General features: G+C 68.0%; 31 protein-coding genes and 1 other RNA gene. 9 read left to right on the forward strand and 23 right to left on the reverse strand.

All coding sequences use genetic code 11. The annotated features are described in order from the left end of the window. Nucleotides 1–92 precede the first annotated feature (92 nt). Both M2317_RS01190 and M2317_RS01195 read left to right on the forward strand, forming a co-directional pair. On the forward strand, nt 93–896 hold the full coding sequence (locus tag M2317_RS01190; protein ID WP_429456534.1) for an inositol monophosphatase family protein: 804 nt from the start codon (nt 93–95) through the stop codon (nt 894–896). A gap of 22 nt (nt 897–918) precedes the next feature. Next, complete coding sequence (locus M2317_RS01195; RefSeq protein ID WP_429457628.1) at nt 919–1,482, forward strand: hypothetical protein; 564 nt, start codon at nt 919–921, stop codon at nt 1,480–1,482. A gap of 78 nt (nt 1,483–1,560) precedes the next feature. On the opposite strand, the gene ssrA is transcribed toward M2317_RS01195, so the two are convergent. Next, nucleotides 1,561–1,930: a transfer-messenger RNA gene (ssrA, locus tag M2317_RS01200) on the reverse strand. Nucleotides 1,931–2,064: 134 nt separating this feature from the next. On the opposite strand from ssrA, the gene M2317_RS01205 reads away from it, so the two are divergent. Then, entirely contained in the window at nt 2,065–2,727 is a 663-nt protein-coding gene (locus M2317_RS01205; protein ID WP_429456535.1) for an SIMPL domain-containing protein, read from the forward strand. Nucleotides 2,728–2,834: 107 nt separating this feature from the next. On the opposite strand, the gene hflX is transcribed toward M2317_RS01205, so the two are convergent. Then, nucleotides 2,835–4,346, reverse strand: a complete 1,512-nt coding sequence (gene hflX, locus M2317_RS01210; RefSeq protein WP_429456536.1) for a GTPase HflX — start codon at nt 4,344–4,346, stop codon at nt 2,835–2,837. Between the two features lie 71 nt (nt 4,347–4,417). Here hflX and M2317_RS01215 point away from each other — a divergent pair, with 71 nt between their 5' ends. After that, nucleotides 4,418–5,059, forward strand: a complete 642-nt coding sequence (locus M2317_RS01215) for a class I SAM-dependent methyltransferase (protein WP_429456538.1) — start codon at nt 4,418–4,420, stop codon at nt 5,057–5,059. Nucleotides 5,060–5,063: 4 nt separating this feature from the next. Here M2317_RS01215 and M2317_RS01220 read toward each other — a convergent pair whose 3' ends face one another. The 16 genes from M2317_RS01220 to dapA all read right to left on the reverse strand — a co-directional run bounded on the left by M2317_RS01220 (nt 5,064) and on the right by dapA (nt 20,430). Beyond that, nucleotides 5,064–5,732: an HAD family hydrolase gene (locus M2317_RS01220; RefSeq protein WP_429456540.1), complete on the reverse strand. Its 669-nt coding sequence runs from the start codon at nt 5,730–5,732 to the stop codon at nt 5,064–5,066. Nucleotides 5,733–5,745: 13 nt separating this feature from the next. Beyond that, nucleotides 5,746–6,618 carry a diaminopimelate epimerase gene (dapF, locus tag M2317_RS01225; protein ID WP_429456542.1) on the reverse strand — a complete coding sequence of 291 codons (873 nt, stop codon included), beginning with the start codon at nt 6,616–6,618 and terminating at the stop codon, nt 5,746–5,748. Nucleotides 6,619–6,716: 98 nt separating this feature from the next. Next, complete coding sequence (locus M2317_RS01230; RefSeq protein WP_429456544.1) at nt 6,717–7,178, reverse strand: NUDIX hydrolase; 462 nt, start codon at nt 7,176–7,178, stop codon at nt 6,717–6,719. Between the two features lie 9 nt (nt 7,179–7,187). After that, nucleotides 7,188–7,718, reverse strand: coding sequence for a dihydrofolate reductase family protein (locus tag M2317_RS01235; RefSeq protein ID WP_429456546.1), 531 nt, complete (start codon nt 7,716–7,718; stop codon nt 7,188–7,190). Further along, complete coding sequence (miaA, locus tag M2317_RS01240) at nt 7,715–8,623, reverse strand: tRNA (adenosine(37)-N6)-dimethylallyltransferase MiaA (protein ID WP_429457630.1); 909 nt, start codon at nt 8,621–8,623, stop codon at nt 7,715–7,717. Before miaA ends, M2317_RS01235 begins: the two co-directional genes overlap by 4 nt. A 142-nt stretch (nt 8,624–8,765) precedes the next feature. Next, nucleotides 8,766–10,319 (reverse strand): tRNA (N6-isopentenyl adenosine(37)-C2)-methylthiotransferase MiaB, encoded by a 1,554-nt coding sequence (miaB, locus tag M2317_RS01245; RefSeq protein ID WP_429456548.1) that lies wholly within the window; start codon nt 10,317–10,319, stop codon nt 8,766–8,768. 47 nt (nt 10,320–10,366) lie between these two features. Continuing rightward, entirely contained in the window at nt 10,367–11,221 is an 855-nt protein-coding gene (locus tag M2317_RS01250) for a regulatory protein RecX (RefSeq protein ID WP_429456549.1), read from the reverse strand. Then, nucleotides 11,221–12,270 (reverse strand): recombinase RecA, encoded by a 1,050-nt coding sequence (gene recA / locus M2317_RS01255; RefSeq protein ID WP_429456551.1) that lies wholly within the window; start codon nt 12,268–12,270, stop codon nt 11,221–11,223. The genes M2317_RS01250 and recA overlap by 1 nt, the downstream gene beginning before the upstream one ends. A 273-nt stretch (nt 12,271–12,543) precedes the next feature. Then, nucleotides 12,544–12,768, reverse strand: coding sequence for a DUF3046 domain-containing protein (locus tag M2317_RS01260; RefSeq protein ID WP_429456553.1), 225 nt, complete (start codon nt 12,766–12,768; stop codon nt 12,544–12,546). A gap of 19 nt (nt 12,769–12,787) precedes the next feature. Then, nucleotides 12,788–13,096 carry a helix-turn-helix domain-containing protein gene (locus M2317_RS01265; RefSeq protein WP_429456555.1) on the reverse strand — a complete coding sequence of 103 codons (309 nt, stop codon included), beginning with the start codon at nt 13,094–13,096 and terminating at the stop codon, nt 12,788–12,790. Between the two features lie 162 nt (nt 13,097–13,258). After that, nucleotides 13,259–13,741 carry a CinA family protein gene (locus M2317_RS01270; RefSeq protein ID WP_429456557.1) on the reverse strand — a complete coding sequence of 161 codons (483 nt, stop codon included), beginning with the start codon at nt 13,739–13,741 and terminating at the stop codon, nt 13,259–13,261. Further along, nucleotides 13,738–14,319, reverse strand: coding sequence for a CDP-diacylglycerol--glycerol-3-phosphate 3-phosphatidyltransferase (gene pgsA / locus M2317_RS01275; protein ID WP_429456559.1), 582 nt, complete (start codon nt 14,317–14,319; stop codon nt 13,738–13,740). The genes M2317_RS01270 and pgsA overlap by 4 nt, the downstream gene beginning before the upstream one ends. Further along, the gene (locus tag M2317_RS01280; RefSeq protein WP_429456561.1) at nt 14,319–17,066 is read right to left on the reverse strand and encodes a DNA translocase FtsK; all 2,748 of its coding nucleotides are present in this window, start codon (nt 17,064–17,066) and stop codon (nt 14,319–14,321) included. Before M2317_RS01280 ends, pgsA begins: the two co-directional genes overlap by 1 nt. 76 nt (nt 17,067–17,142) lie before the next feature. Beyond that, complete coding sequence (locus M2317_RS01285) at nt 17,143–17,637, reverse strand: N-acetyltransferase family protein (RefSeq protein WP_429456563.1); 495 nt, start codon at nt 17,635–17,637, stop codon at nt 17,143–17,145. Nucleotides 17,638–17,707: 70 nt separating this feature from the next. Continuing rightward, nucleotides 17,708–19,384, reverse strand: coding sequence for a ribonuclease J (locus M2317_RS01290; RefSeq protein WP_429456565.1), 1,677 nt, complete (start codon nt 19,382–19,384; stop codon nt 17,708–17,710). A gap of 68 nt (nt 19,385–19,452) precedes the next feature. Then, the gene (dapA, locus tag M2317_RS01295; protein ID WP_429456567.1) at nt 19,453–20,430 is read right to left on the reverse strand and encodes a 4-hydroxy-tetrahydrodipicolinate synthase; all 978 of its coding nucleotides are present in this window, start codon (nt 20,428–20,430) and stop codon (nt 19,453–19,455) included. Between the two features lie 54 nt (nt 20,431–20,484). Here dapA and M2317_RS01300 point away from each other — a divergent pair, with 54 nt between their 5' ends. Continuing rightward, nucleotides 20,485–21,021 (forward strand): NUDIX domain-containing protein, encoded by a 537-nt coding sequence (locus M2317_RS01300; protein WP_429456569.1) that lies wholly within the window; start codon nt 20,485–20,487, stop codon nt 21,019–21,021. Between the two features lie 19 nt (nt 21,022–21,040). On the opposite strand, the gene M2317_RS01305 is transcribed toward M2317_RS01300, so the two are convergent. From M2317_RS01305 to M2317_RS01315, 3 genes are read right to left on the reverse strand one after another with little or no spacing between them, the layout of a single operon-like run. Continuing rightward, a complete protein-coding gene (locus M2317_RS01305; protein ID WP_429456571.1) occupies nt 21,041–21,802 on the reverse strand; it encodes an SDR family NAD(P)-dependent oxidoreductase in 762 nt (253 codons plus the stop codon). Then, entirely contained in the window at nt 21,802–22,278 is a 477-nt protein-coding gene (locus M2317_RS01310) for a dihydrofolate reductase (protein WP_429456573.1), read from the reverse strand. Before M2317_RS01310 ends, M2317_RS01305 begins: the two co-directional genes overlap by 1 nt. Beyond that, a complete protein-coding gene (locus M2317_RS01315) occupies nt 22,275–23,084 on the reverse strand; it encodes a thymidylate synthase (RefSeq protein ID WP_429456575.1) in 810 nt (269 codons plus the stop codon). Before M2317_RS01315 ends, M2317_RS01310 begins: the two co-directional genes overlap by 4 nt. 95 nt (nt 23,085–23,179) lie before the next feature. On the opposite strand from M2317_RS01315, the gene M2317_RS01320 reads away from it, so the two are divergent. The 3 genes from M2317_RS01320 (at nt 23,180) to M2317_RS01330 (ending at nt 24,587) form a co-directional block, all read left to right on the forward strand. Next, a complete protein-coding gene (locus M2317_RS01320; RefSeq protein ID WP_429456577.1) occupies nt 23,180–23,590 on the forward strand; it encodes a thioredoxin family protein in 411 nt (136 codons plus the stop codon). Between the two features lie 21 nt (nt 23,591–23,611). Beyond that, on the forward strand, nt 23,612–24,088 hold the full coding sequence (locus tag M2317_RS01325) for a DUF4395 domain-containing protein (protein ID WP_429456579.1): 477 nt from the start codon (nt 23,612–23,614) through the stop codon (nt 24,086–24,088). A 73-nt stretch (nt 24,089–24,161) separates the two neighbouring features. Then, nucleotides 24,162–24,587, forward strand: a complete 426-nt coding sequence (locus M2317_RS01330) for an OsmC family peroxiredoxin (protein ID WP_429456581.1) — start codon at nt 24,162–24,164, stop codon at nt 24,585–24,587. 23 nt (nt 24,588–24,610) lie between these two features. Here the strand turns inward: M2317_RS01330 and M2317_RS01335 are convergent, their stop codons facing one another. Together M2317_RS01335 and dapB are read right to left on the reverse strand one after the other, a co-directional pair. Next, a complete protein-coding gene (locus M2317_RS01335) occupies nt 24,611–25,051 on the reverse strand; it encodes a hypothetical protein (RefSeq protein ID WP_429456583.1) in 441 nt (146 codons plus the stop codon). Then, a complete protein-coding gene (dapB, locus tag M2317_RS01340; protein ID WP_429456585.1) occupies nt 25,051–25,797 on the reverse strand; it encodes a 4-hydroxy-tetrahydrodipicolinate reductase in 747 nt (248 codons plus the stop codon). The genes M2317_RS01335 and dapB overlap by 1 nt, the downstream gene beginning before the upstream one ends. A 167-nt stretch (nt 25,798–25,964) precedes the next feature. Here dapB and M2317_RS01345 point away from each other — a divergent pair, with 167 nt between their 5' ends. Continuing rightward, nucleotides 25,965–26,432 (forward strand): GNAT family N-acetyltransferase, encoded by a 468-nt coding sequence (locus M2317_RS01345; RefSeq protein WP_429456587.1) that lies wholly within the window; start codon nt 25,965–25,967, stop codon nt 26,430–26,432. The last annotated feature ends 6 nt before the right edge of the window (nt 26,433–26,438 follow it).

A 26,438-nucleotide genomic window follows, 5' to 3' on the forward strand; every position in this document is an offset into this window, starting at 1 on the left:
CATGCGAAATCGAGGTCGACCTGCCTAGGGAGAGGCTGTGAACAGCTCGCCACGACCGAGGGAGACACCACCCCGATCGCTATCCTGGAGGGGTGACCGACTCCCCCGCCGCCCCCGATCTCCGGGGCGATCTCGACCTCGCCCTTCGCCTTGCGCACGCCGCGGACGAGCAGTCGCTGGCGCGCTTCGACGCGGCCGATCTCGAGATCTCGCGCAAGGCGGACCGCTCCCACGTCACGGACGCCGACCTGGCGACGGAGCGTGCCATCCGCGGCATCCTGGCGGTCGAACGCCCGGACGACGGCATCCTCGGCGAGGAGTACGGCACCGACGGCTCCACCCACCGGCAGTGGATCATCGACCCGATCGACGGTACGGCGAACTTCCTGCGCGGCGTCCCCCTGTGGGGGACGATGATCGCACTCGCGATCGACGGTGCGCCGCAGGTCGGCGTCGTCAGCATGCCGGCCCTGGGACGGCGCTGGTGGGCAGCGACCGGGCTGGGCGCGTGGACGGACACCGCGGAGGAGCCGCGGGCGTTGCACGTGTCGTCCGTGGACTCGCTCGACGACGCCAGTGTGAGCTTCCAGAGCATCGCGCAGTGGGCGGATGCCGGCAAGCTCGACGACCTGCTCGTGCTCGCCTCTCGCGTGTGGCGCGACCGCGCGTACGGCGACATCTATGCGTACATGCTGCTGGCCGAAGGCCGCATCGACATGGTGGCCGAGTTCGATGTCAAGGAGTACGACATCGCGGCCGCCGTCCCCATCGTCCGCGAGGCGGGCGGGCGCATGACGTCGTACGACGGAGTCGAGACGCTGTCCGCACTCTCGACACTTGCCACCAACGGGGTGCTGCACGACGCATTCCTCGAGCTTCTGCATCCGTCCGACTGACACCGAAACGACAAGGCCCGTGATGATCCCCCGCATCCCTGCCGCCGCCGCCGCCCTCCTTCTCGCCGCGACCCTCATCGCGTGCGCGCAGACGCCCGCGGCGGTCGAGACCGACGACGCGACGCCCCCGCCGGCGGTCGAGACGACCGCGCCGATCGCGAATGAGCCCACCGGCGAGCCGGAGCCCGCTGCCCTGCCCACCTGCGAAACCCTCGTCACACCCGGAACCGTGAGCACGCTGAGCGAGCTCGGCTGGAGCGCCAGGCAATCCGAGTTCCGCATCGGCGAGACGGTGATCGAGAAGGGCATCTACTGCTCCTGGGCCGATTGGGACGAAGCATCCGACCACGGTCAGTTCTTCGCGTGGGGCGAGCTCACGCCCGACCAGGCGTCCGCCGCTCAGAGCGAACTGCTCGCGCAGGGGTGGAAGCGGGAGGACGAGAACGGCGCGCTGTACTTCACGGAACCGCCCGAGTCCGCCTTCCAGACCGATGAGGACGGCTACGGCATGACGTACCTGTTCGGCGACGGCTGGGTGCGCTTCGCCGACACGAAGCAGAGCCTGGTCCTGATCAACTGGTCCTGACCGACAGCCTGTGATACACGACGAGGCCCGCCCCTGCAGGATCACAGGAGGCGGGCCTCGTCGTTTCGCGACAGCGGTCTGTGGAGCTGGGGGGAATCGAACCCCCGTCCAACGCTGAGTCTCCACGCCTTCTCCGGGCGCAGTCTGTGCAGACGTTCTACTCGGCTCCGACCTTTGTCACAGACACCTAAGTCGACAAGCCCAGCCTGGGAAGAGTCCCGCGTGACGTCCAGACGCCATCACGCAGCAAGATTCCTAGATGACGCCAGGATCCGTATCGGAATCACATACGGCCTGACGGACTATCGGGCTCGCTTATGCAGCGAGGGCGAAGTCGTTGCGCTTTGTTTCGGCAACTATTGTTTTGCAGGGAGCGTTCACGAGATAACCCTGCATCCTCGGCCCGCTTCTCGTGGATTCACAGGCGCTGTCGAAACCGATCAGCCCCGTGGGCCTTCTTGCGAAGGAGCCGCTGTCGCTCTGTGGATTTATCAGCTCGGATGCTGGAGCACCCGAGCATTACAGCCTACAACGTATCGGAGCGCTGCGCCATTCCAGCGCCGCTCGCGTAGAGTCGCCATCATGAGCGACGTCACCATCACCGTCCGCGGCGAGAGCGAAGCGCGCATCGCTCCCGAGCGTGCCACGATCCGCGTATCCGTCCGTTCCGATGGGCCGGATCGCACGGCCGTCGTGGACCACGTCCTGCGCCTGGCCGAGCCGGTGCGCGCCGGGCTCGTCGAGCGAGCGGATGCCGAGAGCATCGCCGAATGGACGAGCAAGCGTCTCTCGGTGCGCGCCGAGCGGCCGTGGAGCAATGACGGCAAGCGCCTCGCGCCGATCTACTACGCGAGCGTCGATTTCACCGCGACGTTCACCGAAGCATCCGAACTCTCCGTGTGGGTGTCCGATGTCTCCCCCTGGGAAGGCGTCGAAGTGGGCGGGGTCGACTGGCACCTCACGCCCGCGACGCGCGCTCGGATCGAGCGCGAAGTGGCGGCATCCGCCGTGGGCGTCGCCGTGACACGCGCAGAGGCGTACGCCGGCGCTCTCGGCCTGTCCACCGTCGTTCCGCTGGAGATCGCCGACGTCGGACTCATCTCCAGCGGGCCGCAGCCGCCGCAGATGGCCGCGTTCAAGGCCCGCGGTGCCGCGTTCGCCGCGGACTCGTCGCCCGCGATGGAGTACGAGCCCGACGAGATCGTCGTCTCCGCCACCGTCGAGGCGCGCTTCACCGCGAGCTGAGCCGTCGCGCGGCACCACCGCACCACGCTGGTTCTGCGACACCTTTCCGCGATCGCGTCACGAAGACCACGTCGCGGACTCGGAGAAGTGTCGCAGAACGGGTCGGGTCAGTTCGCGACCGCGAACGGCGCCAGTTCGGCGGCGAGCCGCTCGGAGACGCGAGCGTGCACCGCTGTGCCGTGCTCGCCGTGCTCCGACGACAGCAGCATCCCCGTCTCATGGATCGCGGCGACCAGGTCTCCGCGGTCATAGGGCACGAGGGCGTGGATCTCGATCGCCGGCTTCGGCAGCGCCTCCTCGACGGCGACGCGCAGTTCGGCAATGCCCTCCCCGGAACGCGACGAGACGAAGTGCGCCGTCGGTTCGAGTCCGCGCAGCACGAGGCGCTCATCGTCGTCGATCAGGTCGGCCTTGTTGAACACGACGATCTCCGGCATATCCCGTACGCCGACATCGCCGAGGACATCGCGCACAGTCTGCAGCTGGCCGGCGGGATCGGGGTGCGATCCGTCGACGACGTGCAGCACGACGTCGGCCTCGCCGACCTCCTCGAGCGTCGAGCGGAACGCCTCGACGAGCTGGTGCGGCAAGTTGCGGACGAACCCGACGGTGTCGGTCAGCGTGAACACGCGCCCGTCGGCGGTCTCGGTGCGGCGCACCGTGGCATCCAGCGTCGCGAAGAGCGCGTTCTCGACGAGCACTCCCGCGTTGGTGAGCGCGTTCAGCAGACTCGACTTGCCCGCGTTCGTGTAGCCGGCGATCGCAACGGACGGGATCGTGTTGCGCTTGCGCTCGGCGCGCTTGGCCTCGCGAGCCGGTGCGAAGTCACGGATCTGACGTCGCAGCAGTGCCATCTTGGTGCGGATGCGGCGACGGTCGAGTTCGATCTTGGTCTCGCCGGGGCCGCGTGACCCCATACCGGCGCCGCCGGCACCGACCTGGCCACCTGCCTGGCGGCTCATCGAGTCGCCCCAGCCGCGCAGACGCGGAAGCAGATACTCGAGCTGTGCGAGCTCGACCTGCGCCTTGCCCTCTCGGCTCTTGGCGTGCTGGCTGAAGATGTCGAGGATGACGGTCGTGCGGTCGATGACCTTGACCTTGACCACGTCCTCGAGCGCACGACGCTGGCTCGGTGCCAGTTCGGTGTCGGCGATCACGGTGTCGGCCCCTGTGGCGGCGACGATGCCCTTCAGCTCCTGCGCCTTGCCGCGCCCGATGTACGTCGCGGGGTCGGGATACGGACGCCGCTGGAGCAGGCCGTCGAGCACGACCGCGCCGGCGGTTTCCGCGAGCGCGGCGAGCTCGCGCAGCGAGTTCTCCGCGTCCTCCTGCGCGCCCTGCGGATACACGCCGACGAGGACGACGTTCTCGAGCCGCAGCTGGCGGTACTCGACCTCGGTGACGTCCTCGAGCTCGGTGGAGAGCCCGGCGACGCGACGCAGGGCGTGACGGTCTTCGAGGTCCCACTGGGCGCCATCGGCATCCGTGTGCGTCGCGGTCGCGGCATCCTGGATCGCTTGTGCGGCGCCGAACACGTGCGCCTCGGTGCGTTGCCCGGCGTTCGCCAGAACTCGATCCACTGTCTCGTCCGTGCGCTTGTCGTTCGTGGTTTCCGTCATCCGTCCCTGTTCTCTGCTTCTCACGTGGAGCGCCTTAACCTTAACCCCCACTGTCCGGTACGCTCGCCTCTATGGGGTCCGACCATTACTTCACTGCGGCCCCGGCAAGCCCCGAGAATCTGCGCACCATCGATGTGACGCTGGCCGGTCGGCCGGTTACGGTGACGACAGCTGGGGGTGTTTTCAGCCCCGAGCGGCTGGATGCCGGCACTGCAGTCCTCTTCGCCAACATGCCACCTGTACCACCGGGGGGAGACTTTCTCGACCTCGGGGCCGGGTGGGGTCCGATCAGCCTGACCATGGCCATGCTCGCACCTCACGCGACCGTGTGGGCGGTCGATGTCAATGAGCGGGCGCTCGATCTCGTCCGACGCAACGCTGCGGCGTTGGGGCTCGATAACATCAACGCCGTGCGTCCGGAGGATGTTCCCGCCGACATCTCCTTCCGCACCATCCGTTCGAATCCGCCGATCCGCGTCGGCAAGGACATCCTGCACGACATGCTCGAGCAGTGGATCCCCCGTCTGGATGAACGCAGTGACGCCTGGCTGGTCGTCCAGCGCAACCTCGGTGCGGATTCGCTGCAGCGCTGGATGGCATCGACGTTCCACCCCGGCTACAGCGTCTTCCGTGCGGGAACAGGCAAGGGGTATCGCGTGCTCAAGGTGCGCAAGCACGGTACACCGCCGACGGAGCCGATCGACCTCGCCTGATCCGCTATCTCGTCGCCAGGCCGAGCAGGTCCGGCAGACGAGCCATGTCGTCGAACACCGTGGTGTTCTCCCCTTCGAGCCACGCTCGCGGAGTGATCCCGCCGGCGTACCCGAACGCGCGCATACCCGCCGCACGGGCCGCCGCGACGCCGAACCTGCTGTCCTCGATGACGACGCATGCCTCGGGAGCGACTCCCATGCGCGCGGCTGCATGCAGGAAGAGGTCGGGTGCGGGTTTGCCGTTGACAACCTCCACTGCGCTGAAGATGCGCCCCTCGAAGAGCGGCAGCAGTCCGGTCAGGCCGAGGGTGCGGTCGAGCTTCTCGTATGAGCCGCTGGACGCGATGCAGGTCGCAACGGCCGGCGCGATGCGATCGAGTGCCTCGACGACCCCCGCGACCGCCTCCAACTCGCGTGCGAATGCGTCGTCGTACAGGTGCTGGTAGGGCGCTTCCCAGTCGTCAGCGAGGGGACGCGCGAGGTATGCCTCGACTTCGGCGCGGAAGTGCGTGGCAGAGCGTCCGACGAAGCGATGCACGATGTCGCGCTCACTCAGTTCCCATCCGAGATCGGCGAGCACGTGTCGATCGACGCGCACGGCGAGCTTCTCGCTGTCGACGAGAACCCCGTCGCAGTCGAAGATCACCAGCTCGATCGGGCTCTCGTCACCCACGCGCTCTACGGACTCAGACCAGATCGATCTCGCCGCGGAAGACCAGTTGCGCGGATCCCGAAAGGGCGACGTGCTCGCCGTCCTCGGCGGGGAACATGCGCACGCCGAGCGTTCCACCCGGAACTTCGACCCGCCAATTGTCCGGCGCCCGGTCGCCGGCCCAGTGCCGCACCGCGAGCGCAGTGGCTGCGACGCCCGTGCCGCAGCTGAGCGTCTCGCCGACGCCGCGCTCGAAGACGCGCATCGACACGTGGCCGATGCCGTCGCGGACCAGCGGCTCTCCCGGGACGACGAACTCGATGTTCGCGCCCGCGGGCGGCTGCGGATCGAGGATCGGCGCGTACTCGAGTTCGAGACCGGCCAGCTCCTGGTCGGAGGCGAGAGCCACGACGACATGCGGGTTGCCGACATCGATTCCGGTGCTGGGTCGTGCGACGTCGAGCCCTCGGGCCCGCACCAGCGGATCGTCGCCGGAGAGCTTCCAGCGGCCGAGGTCGACCTGATACCCGGTCTCGCTGCGGGTCACATCGCGCACGCCGGCTCGCGTGCCGATCGGCAGCGTCGAGCCCGGCTCGATGGAGGCAAGCCCCGCACGCACCAGGTAGTGGGCGAAGACGCGGATGCCGTTGCCGCACATCTCCGCGATCGACCCGTCCGCGTTGCGGTAGTCCATGAACCACTCGGCGGCGGGCTCCTCCGACAGCGACGCGGCGCCCTCCGCGATCGCCTGGGAGCGCACGACGCGCAGCACGCCGTCCGCACCGATGCCGAAATGCCGATCGCAGATGGCGGCGACCTGATCCGCACTCAGCTCGAGCTGGCCATCAGGGTCGGCGATGATGACGAAATCGTTGCCCGTGCCGTGACCCTTGGTGAATGCGACCATGGGTCCAGTCTATTGACCGAACCTCATGAGCCCGCGATCACGCGCTTGCGCGACGACAGCATCGGCATCCGGACGATCGAATACCCTGATGACCGCGGTCACGATCCGAACCCGAACGTCGACTCCAGCGGCAGATCGCCCGCGCCCAGACCGCGCAGCACCGACAGTTCGTAGTCGGGGATCGGGTCAGGTAGGCCGTCCAGGGGCCACCAGCGCGCCTCGACGGCCTTGTGCGGCTCCTGGATCGCCGGCTCACCCTCCCAGGAGCTCGCCGTCCAGAACCACTCGATGCGCTGCTCGCGCGGCGCATCCGTTCCATCCGTGCGGTGCATGATCGTCACGAGCTCCAGGTCATCGGAGCGCAGGACCACGCCGAGCTCTTCGGCGGCCTCGCGGACGGCCGCTTGCCTGGCCGTCTCCCCCGGTTCGAGGTGGCCCGCAGCTCCCGCCACCCAGTGCCCATCCATGTAGCCCGTGTTCTGGCGCAGCTGCAGCAGGACCTCGCTCCCCCGACGCAGGAACACGTACGAAGCCGGGATGAGGGCGAAGGTGTGTGCCACCGCACCAGCCTATTGCGGCGCGAGGACTCGATAACGACCGCAGAGGAAGTTCCGGTTGCGCGCTGTCTCGACGAGTTCCAGATCGAGTGCGCGCGGAAGCACCGGCGACCCCGCACCCAGTGTGACGGGCGCGTACTGCAGCCAGACCTCGTCGAGCAGACCGGCATCCGCGAACTGCCCGGCGAGGTCTCCCCCGCCGACGATCCACAGATCCTTTCCGCCCGCGGCCTCGACCATCGCGGCGTGCACCTCGCGCACGTCGGACTGAGTGAGCCGCACGTCGCCCGTATCGGGCAGCGACAGTTCGCGATGCGTGAACACCCACGTCGGCTGCTCGTACCCCCAGACGCCCTTCTCGTGATCCATCACCCACTGATAGGTCGACGCCCCCATCACCAGCGCACCGATGGTCGTGATGAAGGAGGGGTACGCCATCGGCCCCTGCTCGTCGAAGTCCTGCTTGAGCAGCCAGTCCAGGGAATGCTCGGGCGTCGCGATGAAGCCGTCGAGGCTGGTGGCGGTGAAGTAGTGGGTGGTCATGCGTTCAGCATGTCACCGGCATCCGACATCGGTTGAACCCACTCGATTCCGGGATAGCGCTTGAACCACGACACCTGCCGCCGGGCGTAGCGGCGGGTCAGCGCCTGCGTCTCCGCGATCGCCTCGGCCTCGGTCTTCTCCCCCGACAGCTGCGCCAGCGCCTGTGCGTAGCCGATCGCCCTCCGCGCCGTCACGCCGTCTTCCAGCCCTCGATCCCGCAGCGCGGCGACTTCGTCGAGCATTCCCTGCTCCCACATCCGCTCCACGCGCCGATCAAGACGCTGCACGAGTTCGGAGCGCTCGACGTGCACGCCGAGAATACGCGTGTCCGGCTGCCACAGCACAGGCGCCTCCGGCAGCATCGCCCCGTGCGTCGGCGCACCCTGCTCCAGCACCTCCAGCGCTCGCACGATCCGACGTCCGTTCTTCGGATCCACTCGGGCCGCCGTCGCGGCATCCATCGTCGTCAGGCGTGCGAACAGCGCGCCGGCGCCCCGCGTCTCGAGTTCCTGCTCCAGGCGCTCGCGCACCGCGGCATCCCTGGGCGGAAACCGGAAGTCGAAGATCACGCTGGACACGTACAGACCCGAGCCGCCGACGAAGATCGCGTCGCCGCCCCGCGCGTGGATGCCCTCGATCACGCCCCGTGCCAACGGCTGATACCAGGCGACGGCCGCCTCCTCTGTCACCTCCCGCACGTCGAAGAGGTGATGAGGGATGCCGTGGCGTTCGTCGACCGGCAGTTTGGCGGTTCCGATGTCCATGCCGCGGTACAGCTGCATCGCATCGGCATTGACGATCTCCGCCGGGTTGCCGCGCTCGCGCAGCGCGGCGGCCAACCGGAGCGCGAGGTCGCTCTTGCCCGTGCCGGTGGCTCCGACGATCGCCCAGACCCGGTTCACGATGCGCTCCGGTCCGATGACCGAGACGCGAACGCCCTCCCGCCACGCATCGAGACCCCGTCGTATCGGCGGGGCCACGTCGGATTCGCGCTGACAGGACGGGGTTTCGCAGACAGCACGGCGTCTCGACGAGGGATCAGGGCGGTCACACCCCGACGCGCAGCGTCGGTAGGCCGAGCGACACCGCACCCGAGGAGCCGGACACGGCGCCCGCCTGCGCAGGGACTCCGCAGGACTCCGCCTGGGCGCGGTCCCACGCATCGCCACCCCTGGTGCGACGGATCCGCAGCGGCGCGCCGGTCGGGTCGTCGGCGAGCAGGTGGAACGGCGCGCCGTGAGTGATGGTGACGGTCACGACATCGCCGGGACGCGGAATCTCCGAGCCCTCGGTCACTTCGAAGTGCACCAGCCGGTTGTCCTCGGCGCGCCCGGTCAGACGGTGCGTCTCGGCATCCTTCTTGCCCTCGCCGACGGAAACGAGCACCTCGACCTCGCGACCGACCTGGTTCTGGTTCTCCTCCAGCGAGATGCGCTCCTGCAGTGCGAGCAAGCGGTTGTAGCGCTCCTGGACGACCTCTTTGGGGACCTGATCCGCCATGGTCGCCGCGGGCGTCCCCTCGCGGATCGAGTACTGGAACGTGAACGCGTTCGCGAATCGCGCCTGCTCGACGACCCGCATGGTGTCTTCGAAGTCCTCGTCCGTCTCGCCGGGGAAACCGACGATGATGTCGGTCGAGATGGCCGCGTTCGGAATGCGCTCGCGCACGCGGTCCAGGATGCCGAGGAACTTCTCGCTCCGGTAGGAACGACGCATCGCCTTGAGGATGCGGTCGCTGCCGGACTGCAACGGCATGTGCAGCTGGGGCATGACGGACGGTGTCTCCGCCATCGCGGCGATCACGTCATCCGTGAACGCCGCCGGGTGCGGGCTGGTGAACCGGATCCGCTCGAGTCCTTCGATCTCGCCTGCCGCCCGCAGCAGCTTGCCGAAGGCCTGACGGTCGCCGAACTCGACGCCGTAGGAATTCACGTTCTGGCCGAGCAGGGTGACCTCGATCGCGCCGTCTTCTACGAGCAGCCGGATCTCGTTCAGGATGTCGCCAGGACGGCGGTCCTTCTCCTTGCCGCGCAGGCTGGGCACGATGCAGAACGTGCAGGTGTTGTTGCAGCCGACCGAGATCGAGACCCAGCCGCTGTGCGCCGAATCCCGCTTCGTGGGCAGCGTCGACGGGAAGATCTCAAGAGACTCCAGGATCTCGAGCTCGGCATCGCCGTTGTGACGTGCGCGCTCGAGCAGACCGGGAAGCGAACCCATGTTGTGCGTGCCGAAGACGACGTCCACCCAGGGCGCCTTCTGCTGCACGACATCCTTGTCCATCTGGGCGAGGCAGCCGCCGACGGCGATCTGCATACCGTCGTGCTTGTCCTTGATCGACTTCAGGTGCCCGAGCGTGCCATAGAGCTTGCCCGCCGCATTGTCGCGCACGGCGCACGTGTTGATGATCACGACGTCGGCCTCTTCGCCCGAAGCGGCCTTGACGTAGCCGGCGCTCTCGAGCGACCCGGAGAGACGCTCCGAGTCGTGCACGTTCATCTGGCACCCGAACGTGCGCACCTCGTACGAGCGCTGTCGGCCGTCGTCGCCGGTGGCTGCAGAGGAGGGCGCGATGATCGTCGGTTCGCTGCGCGGAGTAGTCATGATCCGTCCATTCTACGAGCGATCGTGCGTCCCCGAGCTCGGCGGATTCAGTCGGAGTCGACGAAGCGCACGCCCGGCGCGGGCCCGCCGGAGCTCGCCTCCGCCAGGGCCGTCTTGGCCGCGGTCATCGCGACCGCGCCGTTGTATCCGCGTCGCGCCAGCTGGCCGACCAGGCGCCGAAGCGCCGTCTCGTGGTCGAGCCGGGCGAGGGATCGGGCCTTCGTCCGTGCGAACTCGAGGGCACGGTCCGCGTCATCATCCGGCAGTTCATCGAGTGCGGCATCGATCACGTCACGGGGAATTCCGCGCTGAGCAAGGGCACGGCTGAGCGCGATCCGCCCCTGACCCTTCCGCTCCACCCCAGAGGTCACCAGATGTCCTGCCAGGATCGCGTCGTCGAGATAGCCGCGGCGACAGAACTCGTCGATCACATGATCGATCTGCGCTGCATCGACGCGCTGCCCCTGCAGCTCGAATCCCTTCAGCACGGCGCGCGCCTCCGAGATCGAAAGCGAGCGCGCACGGAGCTTGCGCACCAGCACTTCCTCCGCTCGTGCACGGATGCCGTCCGGGTCGGCCACATCGTCGCCTTCGGGCGCAGACGTCTCATGAGGGCGCAATGCCCTGAGCTTCGGCGACCTTCGAGCCTCCGCACCGTACGCCGGGTGATGCGCACTCGGCGTACCGGCGTCCGCGTCTTCGCCGGCGGCCCAGGTCGGATGCCACGCATCGGCGCCGGTTGCGCGACCGACGACCGGTGCCGCTTCCCCGGACGATGTCGAACTCGCGGCGCGATCAGCTGCGGTGTGTGACGGAGACGGCCCGTCCTCTGCCGACGCGTGGCGACCGAAGAGCGGGATCACGGGGGCGAGGTTCTCCTCGCCCCCGTTCTCACCGGTCATCAGGCCGGACGACGCTGCGCGAGCTCGTCCGCAGCCTCCGGAGCGGCAGCGGCACCGCCGATGCCCAGCTTCTGCTTGATCTGCGTCTCGATCGTGCGCGCGATGTCGGGGTTGTTGATGAGGAACGTGCGGGCGTTCTCCTTACCCTGACCGAGCTGATCGCCGTCGTAGGTGTACCACGAGCCCGACTTCTTCACGATGCCGTGTTCCACGCCGAAGTCGATGAGGCTGCCTTCGCGCGAGATGCCGATGCCGTACAGGATGTCGAACTCCGCCTGCTTGAACGGCGGCGCCATCTTGTTCTTGACGACCTTGACGCGGGTGCGGTTACCCACGGCCTCGGTGCCGTCCTTCAGCGTCTCGATACGACGGATGTCCAGTCGTACCGAGGCGTAGAACTTCAGCGCCTTACCACCGGCCGTGGTCTCGGGAGACCCGAAGAAGACGCCGATCTTCTCGCGCAGCTGGTTGATGAAGATCATCGTGGTGTTGGTCTGGTTGAGGCCACCGGTGAGCTTGCGGAGCGCCTGCGACATCAGACGAGCCTGCAGTCCGACGTGCGAGTCGCCCATCTCGCCCTCGATCTCGGCACGCGGCACGAGAGCGGCGACCGAGTCGATCACGACGAGATCGATCGCACCGGAGCGCACGAGCATGTCCGCGATCTCGAGCGCCTGCTCACCCGTGTCGGGCTGAGACACCAGCAGCGCGTCGATGTCGACGCCGAGCTTCTTGGCGTAGTCGGGGTCGAGTGCGTGCTCGGCATCGACGAACGCGGCGATGCCTCCGGCGCGCTGGACGTTCGCGATCGCGTGCAACGTCAGTGTCGTCTTACCCGACGACTCCGGGCCGTAGATCTCGATGATGCGGCCGCGCGGCAGTCCACCGACGCCGAGGGCGACATCCAGCGCGATCGAGCCGGTGGGGATGACTTCGACCGGGGCGCGCTCGTCGCTGCCCAGCCGCATGACCGAGCCCTTTCCGAACTGGCGGTCGATCTGGGCGAGGGCCGATTCGAGGGCCTTCTCGCGGTCTGCGGGTGATGGCATGGTGTGCTCCTTCTGCTCGCGCTGCTGCCGCCTGTAGGCTGTCGCGGCCTCCCCTGGCTGGGTCGACTCTCCGACAAGGCGTATGGCTTTCGGCCATGTCCCTCACGGTATGCGGAGCCTCCGACATCGCGTCGGGAGAGATCCGCAGACTGTGGAGAAGACGGGGTCGATCACCACTTGTGCAGAACGATACGCGCATCTCGAACAGATCTTCGACGACACGCCGATCCGGCGATCGAAGATCGATACGTCAGACGACGTCGCGCTGAGCGCTCAACGTCCGCGCGGTTCCAGACGCCCGGCACCATGACGACGCTCGAGCGGCACTTCCGTCTCCGCGCACAGCGCGAGCCAGATCTCGCGGGGAGGGACGCCGGCCGCAAGCGCTTCGGAAGCTGTCCTGGAACCGATCGATCCGAGCACCAGATCGCTCATCAGCGACGCCGAACGCGCGCCGAATTCGGCCTCAACGGCACGGAGGAATTCACTTCGTCGCATCGAAACGGTGTCGCCGGGCTCAGTGCAGCGAGAGCTCGGATTCCATCGACGCGACGAGGTCGTCCGGAACGACATCCGGGAACACCTGCAGGCCCTCGAGGACCGAGATGCGATCGCCGACCTCCCGCATGATCGTCGAGATGGGTACGTCGAGCGCTTCTGCCACCGAGGCGAGAATCTCGCTCGAGGCCTCCTTCTGACCGCGCTCCACCTCGCTGAGGTAGCCGAGTGCGACGGAGGCCTTGCTGGCCACCTGACGGAGCGTGCGCCCCTTCTGAAGGCGGAAGTCCCTCAGCACATCGCCGATCTCCTGGCGTACAAGAATCATCGGAACCTCCTCTCGTTCCCCGTCGTCGAATTCGACGTCGAGCGGATCGCCAGTCTAACCCGACCGGCTGTGGAAAAAACTAGCGTTTCAAGCTGTGGTTCGGTTGTGAGCACGTCATCCTGAGCATTCAGCACATGAGTGATAACCGCGAAACGGGTCCCGCTATTCCTGCAGCATCCGAAGCGCCGCCGAGATCGCGGCATCCACTGACTGGCGGCGGATCTCCTCGCGATCGCCACCGAACCGGAACGAGACGCTCCGCACTCCAACCGGTGTCGCCACCCCGACGTGCACGGTTCCGACGGGTTGACCGTCCGGTGAGGCAGGACCGGCGATGCCCGTCGTCGCGATGCCGACGTCCGCAGGCCGGCCGTCGACCGCGACTGCCGCGCGTACGCCCTCGGCCATCTGCTCGGCCACGCGCGGATGCACGGGACCGTGCTCGTCGAGCAGTTCCGCGTCGACTCCGAGCAGCGTGTGCTTCACGGGGGTCGCGTAGGCGACCACGGCTCCGCAGAGCACGGCCGATGCACCGGGAACCGCCACGACCGCCGAGCTCACCGCTCCCCCGGTCAGCGATTCGGCGAGGCCCAGCGTCCACCCGCGATCGGTCAGCAGCGTCACCAGCGCCGCAGCGCTGGTCACGACCGTCCTCCCGTGCGAGCACCCCGAACCTGAGCGATGACGTAGTCGATTCCGCTCAGCACCGTCAGCAGAAGCGTCGCGTACATCAGCACCACTCCGATGCCCGTCCACCAGTCCATGCCGACGAAGACGTGCAGCGGAAGCAGCCACCAGCTCAGGGTCACGCCCTGCAGAGCGGTCTTCGCCTTGCCCATCCATGCCGCGGCGACGATGTGCTGCTTCGCCACGACGAAGCGGTGCACAGTGATGCCCCATTCGCGGATGAGGATGACGATGACGACCCACCACGGCCACTCGCCGAGGATCGCCAGCCCCACGAAGCCCGCCCCGGTGAGCAGCTTGTCGGCGATCGGGTCCCACAGCTTGCCGAAGTCGCTGACGATGTCGTACCGACGTGCGAGATACCCGTCGACCCAATCGGTGGAGATCGCGAAGACGAAGAGAATGCCGGCGATCCACCGCAGCACGAGATCATCGGAGCCGTAAGCGCCGCCGAGCAGCAGCAAGACGAAGAAGACGACCGCGAGCGGGATGCGGGCGATCGTGATCGCGTTCGGCAGTTGACGCGGGATGGCCATCAGTCGCGGCCCGTCAGACCCCAGGCGTCTTCATCGCCTTCGGCCTCCACCACTGGCAGGTCGCGGAACTGATCTTCGACCGGATCGTGCTCCACGGCCTGCGGAGCCGGAGCTGCCGGCGATGCAGCAGGCGCGGGCGGATCATCGCCGCGGATGTGCGCTAGCACCTCGGGCAGCTGCTCGGCCGTCACCAGGACGTCGCGTGCCTTGGAGCCCTCGGAGGGGCCGACGATCTCGCGCGACTCCAGCAGATCCATGAGGCGCCCTGCCTTGGCGAAGCCGACTCGGAGTTTGCGCTGCAGCATCGATGTGGAGCCGAACTGGGACGAGACGACGAGCTCGGCGGCGGCGAGCAGCAGCTCGAGGTCGTCTCCGATGTCCTCGTCGATCTCCTTCTTCTTGCCCTCTACGGCCTCGGCCACATCGGGGCGGTACTCCGGCCTGGCCTGCGCCGTCACGTGCTTGACGACCGCGTCGATCTCGCTCTCGTTGACCCACGCACCCTGCAGACGGAACGGCTTGGACGACCCCATCGGCGAGAACAGCGCGTCGCCCTGACCGATGAGTTTGTCGGCGCCGGGCGAGTCCAGGATGACGCGGCTGTCCGTGACGCTGGTGACGGCGAACGCGAGACGGGACGGCACGTTGGCCTTGATGAGGCCGGTGACCACGTCGACGCTCGGTCGCTGCGTCGCCAGGACCAGGTGGATGCCGGATGCGCGGGCGAGCTGCGTGATGCGGACGATCGAATCCTCGACGTCGCGCGGCGCCACCATCATGAGGTCGGCGAGCTCGTCGACCACCACGAGCAGGTACGGGTACGGCTTGAGGACACGCTCGCTGCCGACGGGCACCTCGACCTCCCCGGCACGGACCGCACGGTTGAAGTCGTCGATGTGACGGAAGCCGAACGACGCGAGGTCGTCGTACCGCATGTCCATCTCCTTCACGACCCACTGCAGCGCCTCGGCCGCCTTCTTGGGGTTCGTGATGATCGGCGTGATCAGGTGCGGTACGCCCGCATAGCTGGTCAGTTCCACCCGCTTCGGGTCGATGAGCACCATCCGCACGTCCGCCGGCTTCGCACGCATGAGCAGACTCGTGATCATCGAGTTCACGAAGCTCGACTTTCCCGAGCCCGTGGAACCCGCGACCAGAAGGTGTGGCATCTTGGCCAGGTTCGCGACGACGATGTTGCCGCCGACGTCCTTCCCGACACCGATCGTCATCGGATGCGTGCTCTTCTGCGCGGCCGGCGAACGGAGCACATCCCCGAGCGCCACCATCTCCTTGTCGGCATTCGGGATCTCGATGCCGATCGCGCTCTTGCCAGGGATCGGCGACAGGATGCGCACGTCGTTCGATGCGACGGCGTAGGCGAAGTTGTTGCTGAGCTGCAGGATCTTCTCGACCTTGACGCCGTGACCGACCTCGACCTCGTACTGCGTCACCGTCGGCCCGCGAGAGAAGCCGGTCACCTTGGCGTCGACCTTGAACTGCGTCAGCACGCTCGTGATCTGCTCGATGACGCGATCAGTGGCTTCGGAGCGGACGACGGGTGGCGGCCCCTCCGCCAGCACTGTGGCCGGTGGCAGATGGTACGGCGTCACCGGGGCCTGACGCCCGCGGTCCCCGGAGCCCTCGGTGCCGAATCCATCGAGGCCCGGCAGTTCCGGCTGCTCTCCGGTGTCGCCGGTGTCGTCCATGAGCGCTGTCGTCTGCTGCTCCGACAGCATCGAGGTCAGCGCCTCGACGTCCGTGAGCACCTCGGTCGCGGCATCCTGCGGATCGGCGACCACGACGGCCTGATCGTACGCGGGTGTCGCGCGCGTCGGCGCCGTCTGCGTCGGAAGAAGTTCGGTGAGGTCCTGGGATCCTGCGGACTGGTCGGGGTCCTCTTCGCGCCCGGTCTTGTTCCGGCGCCACCAGGGCAGCACGTCCGGATCGTCGGTCTTGTCCGCCTCGTCGACCGTCGGCTGCGCCACGGTCGCCTTCTCGGGGCGCTCGGCGTCGAACATCCAGGCGTACAGGTCGCCGAGGCGCTGACCGATGCGATTCGGCGGCGTCTTGGTGAGGATCAGGATGCTGAGCACGGCGAGCAGACTCAGCACGATGTAGGCGCCGATCGGCGTCAGATAGGACAACGGCTCGCCGATCATCCAGCCCGCCAGGCCACCGGCCTCGCTCAGCGCGGGCATCCCCTCCCGCGGCTGCGGGCGGACCAGGTCGCCCGCCGCGTTCGCATGCCCGGCCGCCACATGGCAGAACCCGGCCAGCGAGAGCACGAAGAGCCCGAACCCGATTCCGATGCGCCCGTTGTCGTGCACGGAGGACGGATGCCGGAACAGCCAGCCCGCGAGGAGGAGCAGCAGGACGGGCATCACGAACGCGACGCGGCCAACCAGCGCCCCGACGGAGTAAGCGCTGATGGTCGCCGCGACGTCGTTGCCGATGAAGAACCACTCGTTCACGGCACCCGCGACCGCGAGCAGCACGAGGAACAGGGGGAACCCGTCCCGGCGATCGTCCTTCTCGAGCGTCTCCGGTCCGAAGGCGCGGAACAGACCGCCGACGCCGTGCGCGAGCCCGGTCCATGCACGGACGACGAGAGGCGGCTTGTCGGCGTCGTCGATGTACTTCTTCGGGGCGGGGGCGGCCTTCGCTGACGACCGCGATCCCGTCTGCTGCTTCGAGCGCGCTGACGCGCTCTCGGTCGCGCGCGCGGATTTCGTGGTGCTTCTGGCCATGTGGTCTACGGTATTGCGGGGGTCAGACGTTTGCCCGCAGTGACGCGGCTTTCCGCGGGATCCCGGAGCATCGCGCTCACCCGATCCGGTGCACCATCGTCTGCCTGAGCAGCCCGTTCTCCGTCACGACGAACCCCTCGCCGCGGTAGAGCGATGCGGCGTGGTTGTCGCGTTCGACGCTGAGGCTGATGCGGCGATGGCCCTGCGCCGCCGCATGCGCGACGAGCGCGCGCAGAAGGGTCCGTCCGACGCCGCGCCCCCGCCAGATCGGGCGGACGCCGATGATGAGCTCGGGAACGCCCGTCCCGATGTATCCGAACCCGGGGTCGCTCCGCGGCAGCATCCGATACCAGGCCGCGCCGATCGGGACGCCGGAGTCCACCAGCGCGACGAATCCGGCATCCGCGGGGCGCATCCATCCCGCGATGTACCGGCGGTGCTCTGCGGACGCGACCACCTCATGTCGCGGCCGCGTGCTGCTGGCACGCCAGTTCGCCGCCTCGACGACCATGTCGGCTAGGAAGGCGGCATCCGCCTGGACGGCGGGGCGGAGCTGATGCGGGTCCGACATGACAGGAGCGTAGTGGCACCCTGTTACGTCGTGATGACGCTCAGCCGTGAATGCGGAGCCGCACGCCTCGTCACGCCTCGATGACGAGCGGGACGATCATCGGACGCCGACGCAGCTTCTGATTGACCCAGCGGCCGATCGTGCGACGGACGACCTGCGAGAGCGCGTGCGTATCGCGGACCCCGTTGCCCGACGCCTCCTTGAGCGCGGCGACGATCTTCGGAACCACGTCGTCGAACACGGCGTCGTCCTCCGCGATGCCCCGCGCGTGGATCTCAGGTCCTGTGATGATGCGGCCCGTTCCGGCATCCACCACCACGATGACCGAGACGAAGCCCTCTTCGCCGAGGATCCGGCGATCCTTCAGATCGGCATCCGTGATCTCGCCGACCGTCGAGCCGTCGACGTACACGAAGCCGAGATCGAGCTGACCGGCCACGCGCGCGTTGCCGTCCTTGAGATCGATGATGGTGCCGTTCGAGGCGATGATCGTATTCTCCTCGGGGATGCCGGTGTCCTGCGCGAGCTTCGCGTTCGCGATCAGGTGCCGGTATTCGCCGTGGACGGGCAGCACGTTCTTGGGCTTGAGGATGTTGTAGCAGTAGATCAGCTCGCCGGCGGCGGCGTGGCCGGACACGTGCACCTTGGCGTTCGCCTTGTGCACCACGTTGGCGCCCAGCCTCGTGAGGCCGTCGATCACGCGGTAGACGGCGTTCTCGTTCCCCGGGATCAGGCTCGAGGCGAGGATCACGGTGTCGCCTTCGCCCACCTCGATCGCGTGGTCCAGGTTCGCCATGCGGCTCAGCACGGCCATCGGCTCGCCCTGGGACCCCGTGGACATGAAGACGATCTGATCGTCTGGGAGATCGCGCGCCTTCTTGTAGTCGATCAGGACGCCATCCGGAACGCTCAGGTAGCCGAGCTGCTCGGCGATCGTCATGTTGCGCACCATGCTTCGGCCGAGGAAGGCGACACGGCGCCCGTTCGCGTGAGCGGCGTCGATGACCTGCTGCACCCGGTGCACGTGGCTCGAGAAGCTGGCGACGATCACGCGTCGCGGCGCCTTGGCGATGACCTGATCGAGCACTGGACCGATCGAGCGCTCCGTCGGCGTGAAGCCGGGGACGTCCGCATTCGTGGAGTCCACCAGGAAGAGATCGACGCCCTCCTCGCCCAGACGCGCGAAGGCGCGGAGATCGGTGATGCGTCCGTCCAGCGGGAGCTGATCCATCTTGAAGTCACCGGTCGCGAGCACGAGGCCCGCTGTGGTGCGGACGACGACGGCCAGGGCATCCGGAATCGAATGGTTGACCGCGACGAACTCGAGGTCGAACGGGCCGACCTGCTCCTGCTGGCCCTCCTTCACCGTGAGAGTGAAGGCCTTGATCCTGTGCTCCTTGAGCTTCGCCTCGACGAGCGCGAGCGTCAGTCCGGAGCCGATCAGCGGGATGTCGTTCTTCAGGCGCAACAGGTAGGGAACAGCGCCGATGTGATCCTCGTGACCATGCGTCAGGACCACACCGACGATGTCGTCGAGACGATCGCGGATCGGCTCGAAGTCGGGCAGGATCAGGTCGACGCCTGGCTGGTGCTCCTCGGGGAAGAGCACGCCGCAGTCGACGATCAGGATCTTGCCGTCGATCTCGAACATGGTCATGTTGCGGCCGATCTCGCCGAGACCGCCGAGCGGTGTGACGCGCAGGGTCCCTTCCTCGAGAGGTGCTGCTTCGGCGATCGGGATGGACATGCTGTCTCCTCTGTCGGGCGCGTCGCGCGCCCGGTCGTGCGTCAGGCGCGCTCCGCGCCCGTGATGTCTCAGCGCGTCGTGCCGTGCACCTTCGGCAGCGCACCGCCGGCGGCCGCGTTGCGGTCGGGGCGGAAGTTGGAGAAGTCGGCGCCTGGCACGTCGGTGACGAGAGCGAGCTCGTCCTCGATGAGCGCGGCCTCCCACTCCTCCGGTCCCACGAGGGGAAGGCGGACGCGGGGGCTGGAGATGCGTCCCAGCCCGTGCAGGATGTACTTCGCCGACACCGTGCCCGGCACGTGCGTCATGACTGCCCGGACGAGCGGCTCGAGCCGCTTGTGCTCGGCGGTGGCCGCCGCGAGATCACCGCGGTTCACGGCATCGACGATGGTGCGGTACGGCGTCGCCGTGATGTTGGCCGTCACGCCGATGAGCCCGGTGGCACCGATCGAGAGGTGCGGCAGCGCGTTCGCGTCATCGCCGGAGAAGTACATCAGGTCGGTCTGGTTGAGCACCCGGCTCACCTCGCTGAAGTCGCCCTTGGCGTCCTTCACCGCGAGGATGTTCGGGTGCTTCGCCAGACGCAGGATCGTCTCGTACTTGATCGGCACACCGGTGCGGCCGGGGATGTCGTACAGGATCACCGGAAGGTCGGTGGCGTCGGCGACCAGACGGAAGTGCGTCAGGATGCCGGCCTGAGTCGGCTTGTTGTAGTACGGCGTGACGATCATGATGCCGTCCGCGCCGGCCTTCTCGCTCGCCTTGTACAGCTCGATCGCGTGCGCGGTCTCGTTCGAGCCTCCGCCCGTGATGATGCTGGCGCGGCCGGATGACACCGACTTGCCGACCTCGACGAGCTTGAGCTTCTCGGCATCCGTCAGGGTCGAGGTCTCACCGGTCGTTCCCGTCACGACGACGCCGTCAGCACCCGCGGTGATGACGTCGTCGATGTGCTTCTCGACGGCGGGCCAGTCGACTTCGCCGTCGGCCGTCATCGGAGTGACGAGCGCGACGAGAACCTGTCCGAAAGGGTTGCCCGAGTGCGTCATGCTCCCAGCGTATCGGTTCGGCACCGGCTCCCGTGCGGAGATACACTCGCCCGCATGACCTGGCAGACCGAGGATTCCCGCGTCGTGTACGAGAATCCGTGGATCTCGGTCCGAGAGGATGCCGTGACCGGCCCCGGTGGCCGCGGGATCTACGGTGTCGTGACCATGCGTCATCCGGCCGTGTTCATCGTGGCCGTCGACGACCGGGAGCGCGTGTGCCTCGTCGGCCTCGATCGGTACACGATCGGCCGGTCGATCGAAGTCCCCGCCGGCGGCAGCGACGGCGAGGATCCGCTTGTGGCCGCCCAGCGGGAGCTGCGGGAGGAGACCGGGTTTCAGGCCGCCCAGTGGGTGCCGTTGGGCACCATGAATGCGCTCAACGGCGTCACGGTCGCTCCGGAGCACGTCTTCCTCGCCCGCGATCTCCACAGCGTGGACGGCGGCGACGCCCGAGCCGAAGAGGGCATCGACGAGGTGTCCTGGGTGCCGTTCGACGAGGTGCTCCGCATGATCGCCGACGGCAGGATCACCGACGGCGAGACGATCGCGGCGATCGCCTACGCCGGGATCGGCCTCGGGCGATTCCGCTGAGCGCCCTGCGCGGCTCCGGTCAGACGCGACCGCGGCGGGCCACGCGCGAGGTCAGAGAGGCCGGAAGCACCGTCGTCAGCGCGACGATCGCCTTGTAGCGCAGCGACGGAACCGACACGGCGCGTCCGCGTGCGGCATCCCGCAGGCCATCCCGGACGACGTCTGCCGCATCGAGCCACATGAGAGACGGAACGCCCTCCTCGCCCGGCGCCAGGCCCATCCGCTCGTGGAAGGTCGTGTGCGTGAACCCGGGGCACAGCGCGGTGACCGTGACGCCGTCCGATGCGTACTCCGCGTTCGCCCAGCGGCTGAACCCGATCAGCCAGGACTTGCATGCCGAATACGTGGACCGGGAGATGAAGCCGGCGACCGATGCCACGTTGATGATCCGTCCGCCACGGCCGCGCATGACCCCGAGCGCCGCATGCATGAGACGCATCGACACCTCGACGTGCAGCCGCAGGTGCCGCACCTCGTCGTCGATGTCGTTGTCCGCGAAGTGCAGCGGCAGACCGAATCCGGCGTTGTTCACCAGCAGGTCGACCGGATGCTCGGTGTCGCCGATCCGAGCGACGACACGAGCGAGGTCGGCGTCGACCAGAAGGTCGGCCGCCAGCACCTCGACGGCCACCCCGTCGTGCGCCCGCAGTTGTTCTGCGAGGGCGTCCAGTGCTCCGGCGGAGCGCGCCACGAGAATCAGGTCGGCCCCGCGCCCGGCCAGCTGCCTGGCGAACTCGGCCCCCAGCCCGGCGCTCGCTCCGGTGATCAGCGCGGTGGGCATCAGCGCTCGTAGCGGAGGAACCGATAGCGGACGCCGGTACGGGAGGTCTGCCAGTCGCCCTCGGAGACGAGGCGCCAGCCCGTCTTGTCGGGCGCGAAGGCGTCGCCGTCGACGTCGAGATCGACTTCCGTCACCTCAAGGCGATCGGCGTCTCCGATGACCTGCGCATAGATCTCGGCACCGCCGATGATCCAGACCTCGTCGAGACCGCGAACGGCTTCCGCCACGCTCGCCGCGCGACGCGCGCCGTCGGCCGACCAGTCCTGCTGGCGCGTGATGACGACGTTCTCCCGCCCCTCGAGCGGCCGGAACCGCTCAGGAAGGGAGTCCCAGGTCTTTCGTCCCATGATCACGGGAGCGCCGAGTGTGATGTCCTTGAAATGCGCCATGTCCTCAGGGATGCGCCACGGCATGCCGCCTTCGGCGCCGATCACTCCCCCGCGGGCTTCGGCCCAGATCAGGCCGACCCAGGTCATACCGCCACCGCCGCACGGATCGGCGGGTGGTGCTGGTAGTCCTCGATCACGAAGTCGTCGTACGCGTAGTCGAACACCGACTCCGGCCTCCGCGCGAAGCGGAGCTTCGGATACGGATACGGCTCGCGGGTGAGCTGCTCGCGGACCTGCTCGACGTGGTTGTCGTAGATGTGGCAGTCGCCGCCCGTCCACACGAAGTCACCGGGCTCCAGCCCGACCTGGTGCGCGATCATCTGCGTCAGCAGCGCATAGGAGGCGATGTTGAACGGGACGCCGAGGAACAGGTCGGCGCTGCGCTGGTACAGCTGGCACGACAGCCTGCCGTCGGCCACGTAGAACTGGAACAGCGCGTGGCACGGCGCGAGCGCCATGTCGGGGATGTCCGCCGGGTTCCACGCCGAGACGATCAGGCGACGCGAGTCCGGCGACTTCCGGATCTGCTCGATGACGTCCGAGAGCTGGTCGATGTGACCGCCGTCCGGCGTCGGCCACGAACGCCACTGCACTCCGTAGACCGGGCCGAGGTCGCCCGAGGCATCCGCCCACTCGTCCCAGATGGTGACCCCGTTGTCCTGCAGCCAGCGCACGTTGGAGTCGCCTCGGAGAAACCAGAGCAGTTCGTAGGCGATGGATTTGAAATGCACGCGCTTGGTCGTGATGAGAGGGAAGCCCTGCGACAGGTCGAAACGCAGCTGCCTGCCGAACACGCTGACCGTGCCCGTGCCGGTGCGGTCGTCCTTGTGCGTGCCGGTCTCCAGCACTTCACGGAGCAGGTCTTCGTACGGCGTCGGGACGGCTTCGCTCATGCTCCACACGATACCGCCACCCCGACGACATCGGCGTTTCGTCACGCTTCGCAACAACGGCCAAGGATCTCGTGGTCCGGTCGTACTCTCGATCCATGTCGCCCGCACTGGCCATCGGGATCGCGGGAGCGCTGATCGTGCTCACCGTGATCATCGGCGTGACCCTGCGCCTGCTCGACGGCCGACGCCGCGGCGGGGGTCACCTGCGGGTCGACCCCGCCGACACAGCCGGCGACTGGGGGTCCAGGGCGACGCTCGTCCAGTTCAGCACCGAGATGTGCGCGCGATGCCCGCAGGTGCGGCGGATGCTGGGCGGTCTCGCCTCGAGCGAGGAAGGACTCGCCCACGTCGAGGTCGATCTGACCCATCGTCCCGACCTGTCCAGCCGGTACCGGGTCCTCCAGACGCCGACGACCTTCGTCGTCGACCGCACGGGCGCGGTCCGCGCCCGTTTCAACGGCGTGCCGCACCCGCACGCCCTCGTCGAAGCCCTCGCCGCCGTCTGAGACGCGCAGACCGGAGCAGTCATGTCCCACAGTCCCTCACCCGCAGGCATCGATCCCCGAGGTCCGCGGTTCGCCGCCGGTATCACGGCCGTGCTGCTGCTGATCGCGTTCGTGCTCGCCCTCGTCGACACGTCGCTGCTGAGCGCCGGCTTCCTGCTGCTCGTCGTGATCGCGCTGCTGTTCCTCTGGGGCGCCGCCCGGCCGCGCACGGCGCCGTGGGGTGTGCTCTTCCGCCGCTTCGTCCGCCCGCGCCTCGCACCGCCGGCCGAGCTGGAGGATCCTCGCCCGCCGCGATTCGCGCAGGGCGTCGGGCTGTTCGTCACCGGCATCGGCATCCTGCTGCACCTGTTCGGTGTGCCATGGGCGCTGCCGATCGCGGCCGCTGCCGCGTTCATCGCCGCGTTCCTGAACGCCGCGTTCGGCTTCTGCCTCGGCTGCCAGATCTATCTTCTGCTGCAACGCGCAGGAATCGTCGGGCGCGAGGCGCCCGCCGCCTGATCGACCGGTTCCGCGGGCACGGCATGGTCGATAGGCTGACCACACAGCCCGCCTGACCCTTCGGAGGAACATCATGCCCGTCACCAGCGAAGCCGCCACCACCTGGACCGGTTCTCTCACCGAGGGATCGGGTACCGTTTCGTTCTCGTCGTCGCATCTCGGCACCTTCCCGATCGACTGGAAGGCCCGCAGCGAGGGCTCCGAGACGACCACCACTCCCGAGGAACTCATCGCCGCTGCGCACGCGTCGTGCTTCAGCATGGCGCTCTCGAATGCGCTCGCCGAGAACGGCACTCCGCCCGAGCGCGTCAACACCACGGCGTCCGTCACCTTCAAGCCCGGCACAGGCATCACCGGCAGCCACCTGAACGTGAACGCGTCCGTCCCCGGCCTGTCGGCCGAGGCCTTCCAGGAGATCGCGCAGGGTGCCAAGACCGGATGCCCCGTCTCGCAGGCGCTCGCAGGCATCGAGATCACGCTCGAGGCCACGCTCGCCTGAGCTTCCCGCTGGAGAAGCAGGCCTCAGCGGGTCTGCTTCTCCACCCGGATCGCTTCGCGGATGCCGGCGCGGGCGTCCTTGCGACGCCCCGCCGCATCCAGCACCACACCGAGACGGTACTGCGCCCTCCAGTCGTCCGGTGCATCCTCCGCCGCCGTGCGGTACCGGGCGACGATGCCTTCGGCATCCTCCTTGCCGATCTTCCCGCTCGGAGTGAGCTCGGTCTCGGCCTCCGGCATCCCGCCCTCGGCATCGAGCCGTCGTCCCAGCCGGTCAGCCGAGATGCCGAACTGGATCTCGCGCACGAGCGCCCACACGCCGATCAGCGGAAGGACGATGAGTGCTGCGCCCATGACGATCGCGATGGGCTCCCCCGTGCTGATGTAGAGGAACGCCTGCTGGCCCGCGACGACGAAGTACAGGATCAAGCAGACGCCCATCAGGGCGACGCCGATGCGTGCCATCACGACCTGGCTCGGATGCCGATGTCGACGATGTTCTCCAGCCCCACGACCACTCCGCGCGCATTCAGGGCGAAGGGCACGGCGAGACGGATGCCGGGGGCGTACGCGAGCGCGGGCTCGACCGTGTCGTGCGTGAACGTCAAGGATTCGCCGGGGCCCGCGAGCACGATGTCCTGGCGGGCGATCACCCCGGGTCGCCGCAGCGAATGGATCGGGACTCCGGCGACCTGCTGCCCGCGTGCGCGCTGATCGACGTGCGGGGCGCTCACGGGTCCCTGCTCGACACGTGCGGCCGCGATGAGTTCGGCGGTGCGCACCGCTGTTCCGCTGGGCGAGTCGATCTTCGTGTCCCGATGCGCCTCGACGATCTCGGCCGAATCGAAGAACGGTGCGGCCGCGGCCGCCAGGGCGGATCCGAGGACGGATCCGAGCGAGAAGTTCGGGATGAAGACCGCGCCGGTCTCGGCGGCATCCACCAGCGGGCGCACCAGCGCGATGCGCTCGTTCGACCAGCCGGACGTGCCGACCAGGACGTTCAGACGACGATCGACCGCTGCCCGGACGACATCGACGCTGACCTGCGGAGTCGACGCGTCGACGACGAGGTCCGCGCCGTCGAGCTCGGACCAATCGCTCGTCGAGGTGAGGACACGGGCGACCTCGAAGCCGTCGAGTTCATCGATCACCGTGCCGATGATCGAACCGAGTTTCCCGGTTCCGCCGACGAGTGCTACCTGCATGGTCATGCTTCCAGTCTATTTCGCGGTGGGTGCCGCCGGTCACGCGGCACGGGTGCGCGTGCCGAATTCCGGATGGGTCGCCGCACGATCGGTGTGGCACGGGCGCGACACGCCGAGGAGACACCCGAGCATCCGCGATTCGGCGCACGATCGGCGCGGGTAGCGTTGTTCGCATGCTCGAATTCCGCGCCGTCTCTCCCGCCGATCCCGAGGCGCACGCGACCCTCACCGAATACTTCGACCTTCGGGCCGCGGAGTTCCCTGGCGGCACGTACACGCCGACGTTCCCGATCCCCGCAGCGTTCGAGCCCCCGGCCGGCGTCTTCCTGCTGGCCGGACCTGCCGGTGCCGCCATCGGCTGCGGTGGCATCCGGCGCCTGGAGGATGCGGATGCCGGCATCCGCTACGAGGTCAAGCACCTGTTCCTTCGGCCCGAGACCCGCGGAAAGGGCTGGGGGCGCGCGATCCTGGAGGAGCTCGAGCTGCGGGCCAGGCAATGGGGTGCCGCCGAACTCGTGCTCGACACGCACCACACGCTCGAGGCCGCCGGCGGGCTCTACGCGCGCAGCGGGTTCCACCAGATCGACCGGTACAACGAGAACCCGAACGCGACGCGCTGGTACCGCAAGCGCCTCGACTGAACGCCG

Source organism: Microbacterium sp. ZKA21 (assembly GCF_050434165.1).
Taxonomy (GTDB): Bacteria; Actinomycetota; Actinomycetes; order Actinomycetales; family Microbacteriaceae; genus Microbacterium.

What these genes read in the sequence shown, in the direction of transcription:
- M2317_RS01195 (WP_429457628.1), top strand. Translation starts at nt 919, where the DNA reads ATGATCCCCCGCATCCCTGCCGCCGCCGCCGCCCTCCTTCTCGCCGCG.
- M2317_RS01205 (WP_429456535.1), top strand. Translation starts at nt 2,065, where the DNA reads ATGAGCGACGTCACCATCACCGTCCGCGGCGAGAGCGAAGCGCGCATC.
- hflX (WP_429456536.1), bottom strand. Translation starts at nt 4,346, where the DNA reads ATGACGGAAACCACGAACGACAAGCGCACGGACGAGACAGTGGATCGA.
- M2317_RS01215 (WP_429456538.1), top strand. Translation starts at nt 4,418, where the DNA reads ATGGGGTCCGACCATTACTTCACTGCGGCCCCGGCAAGCCCCGAGAAT.
- dapF (WP_429456542.1), bottom strand. Translation starts at nt 6,618, where the DNA reads ATGGTCGCATTCACCAAGGGTCACGGCACGGGCAACGATTTCGTCATC.
- M2317_RS01235 (WP_429456546.1), bottom strand. Translation starts at nt 7,718, where the DNA reads ATGACCACCCACTACTTCACCGCCACCAGCCTCGACGGCTTCATCGCG.
- miaB (WP_429456548.1), bottom strand. Translation starts at nt 10,319, where the DNA reads ATGACTACTCCGCGCAGCGAACCGACGATCATCGCGCCCTCCTCTGCA.
- M2317_RS01250 (WP_429456549.1), bottom strand. Translation starts at nt 11,221, where the DNA reads ATGACCGGTGAGAACGGGGGCGAGGAGAACCTCGCCCCCGTGATCCCG.
- recA (WP_429456551.1), bottom strand. Translation starts at nt 12,270, where the DNA reads ATGCCATCACCCGCAGACCGCGAGAAGGCCCTCGAATCGGCCCTCGCC.
- M2317_RS01260 (WP_429456553.1), bottom strand. Translation starts at nt 12,768, where the DNA reads ATGCGACGAAGTGAATTCCTCCGTGCCGTTGAGGCCGAATTCGGCGCG.
- M2317_RS01265 (WP_429456555.1), bottom strand. Translation starts at nt 13,096, where the DNA reads ATGATTCTTGTACGCCAGGAGATCGGCGATGTGCTGAGGGACTTCCGC.
- pgsA (WP_429456559.1), bottom strand. Translation starts at nt 14,319, where the DNA reads ATGGCCATCCCGCGTCAACTGCCGAACGCGATCACGATCGCCCGCATC.
- M2317_RS01280 (WP_429456561.1), bottom strand. Translation starts at nt 17,066, where the DNA reads ATGGCCAGAAGCACCACGAAATCCGCGCGCGCGACCGAGAGCGCGTCA.
- M2317_RS01285 (WP_429456563.1), bottom strand. Translation starts at nt 17,637, where the DNA reads ATGTCGGACCCGCATCAGCTCCGCCCCGCCGTCCAGGCGGATGCCGCC.
- M2317_RS01290 (WP_429456565.1), bottom strand. Translation starts at nt 19,384, where the DNA reads ATGTCCATCCCGATCGCCGAAGCAGCACCTCTCGAGGAAGGGACCCTG.
- dapA (WP_429456567.1), bottom strand. Translation starts at nt 20,430, where the DNA reads ATGACGCACTCGGGCAACCCTTTCGGACAGGTTCTCGTCGCGCTCGTC.
- M2317_RS01300 (WP_429456569.1), top strand. Translation starts at nt 20,485, where the DNA reads ATGACCTGGCAGACCGAGGATTCCCGCGTCGTGTACGAGAATCCGTGG.
- M2317_RS01305 (WP_429456571.1), bottom strand. Translation starts at nt 21,802, where the DNA reads ATGCCCACCGCGCTGATCACCGGAGCGAGCGCCGGGCTGGGGGCCGAG.
- M2317_RS01310 (WP_429456573.1), bottom strand. Translation starts at nt 22,278, where the DNA reads ATGACCTGGGTCGGCCTGATCTGGGCCGAAGCCCGCGGGGGAGTGATC.
- M2317_RS01315 (WP_429456575.1), bottom strand. Translation starts at nt 23,084, where the DNA reads ATGAGCGAAGCCGTCCCGACGCCGTACGAAGACCTGCTCCGTGAAGTG.
- M2317_RS01320 (WP_429456577.1), top strand. Translation starts at nt 23,180, where the DNA reads ATGTCGCCCGCACTGGCCATCGGGATCGCGGGAGCGCTGATCGTGCTC.
- M2317_RS01325 (WP_429456579.1), top strand. Translation starts at nt 23,612, where the DNA reads ATGTCCCACAGTCCCTCACCCGCAGGCATCGATCCCCGAGGTCCGCGG.
- M2317_RS01330 (WP_429456581.1), top strand. Translation starts at nt 24,162, where the DNA reads ATGCCCGTCACCAGCGAAGCCGCCACCACCTGGACCGGTTCTCTCACC.
- M2317_RS01335 (WP_429456583.1), bottom strand. Translation starts at nt 25,051, where the DNA reads ATGGCACGCATCGGCGTCGCCCTGATGGGCGTCTGCTTGATCCTGTAC.
- dapB (WP_429456585.1), bottom strand. Translation starts at nt 25,797, where the DNA reads ATGACCATGCAGGTAGCACTCGTCGGCGGAACCGGGAAACTCGGTTCG.
- M2317_RS01345 (WP_429456587.1), top strand. Translation starts at nt 25,965, where the DNA reads ATGCTCGAATTCCGCGCCGTCTCTCCCGCCGATCCCGAGGCGCACGCG.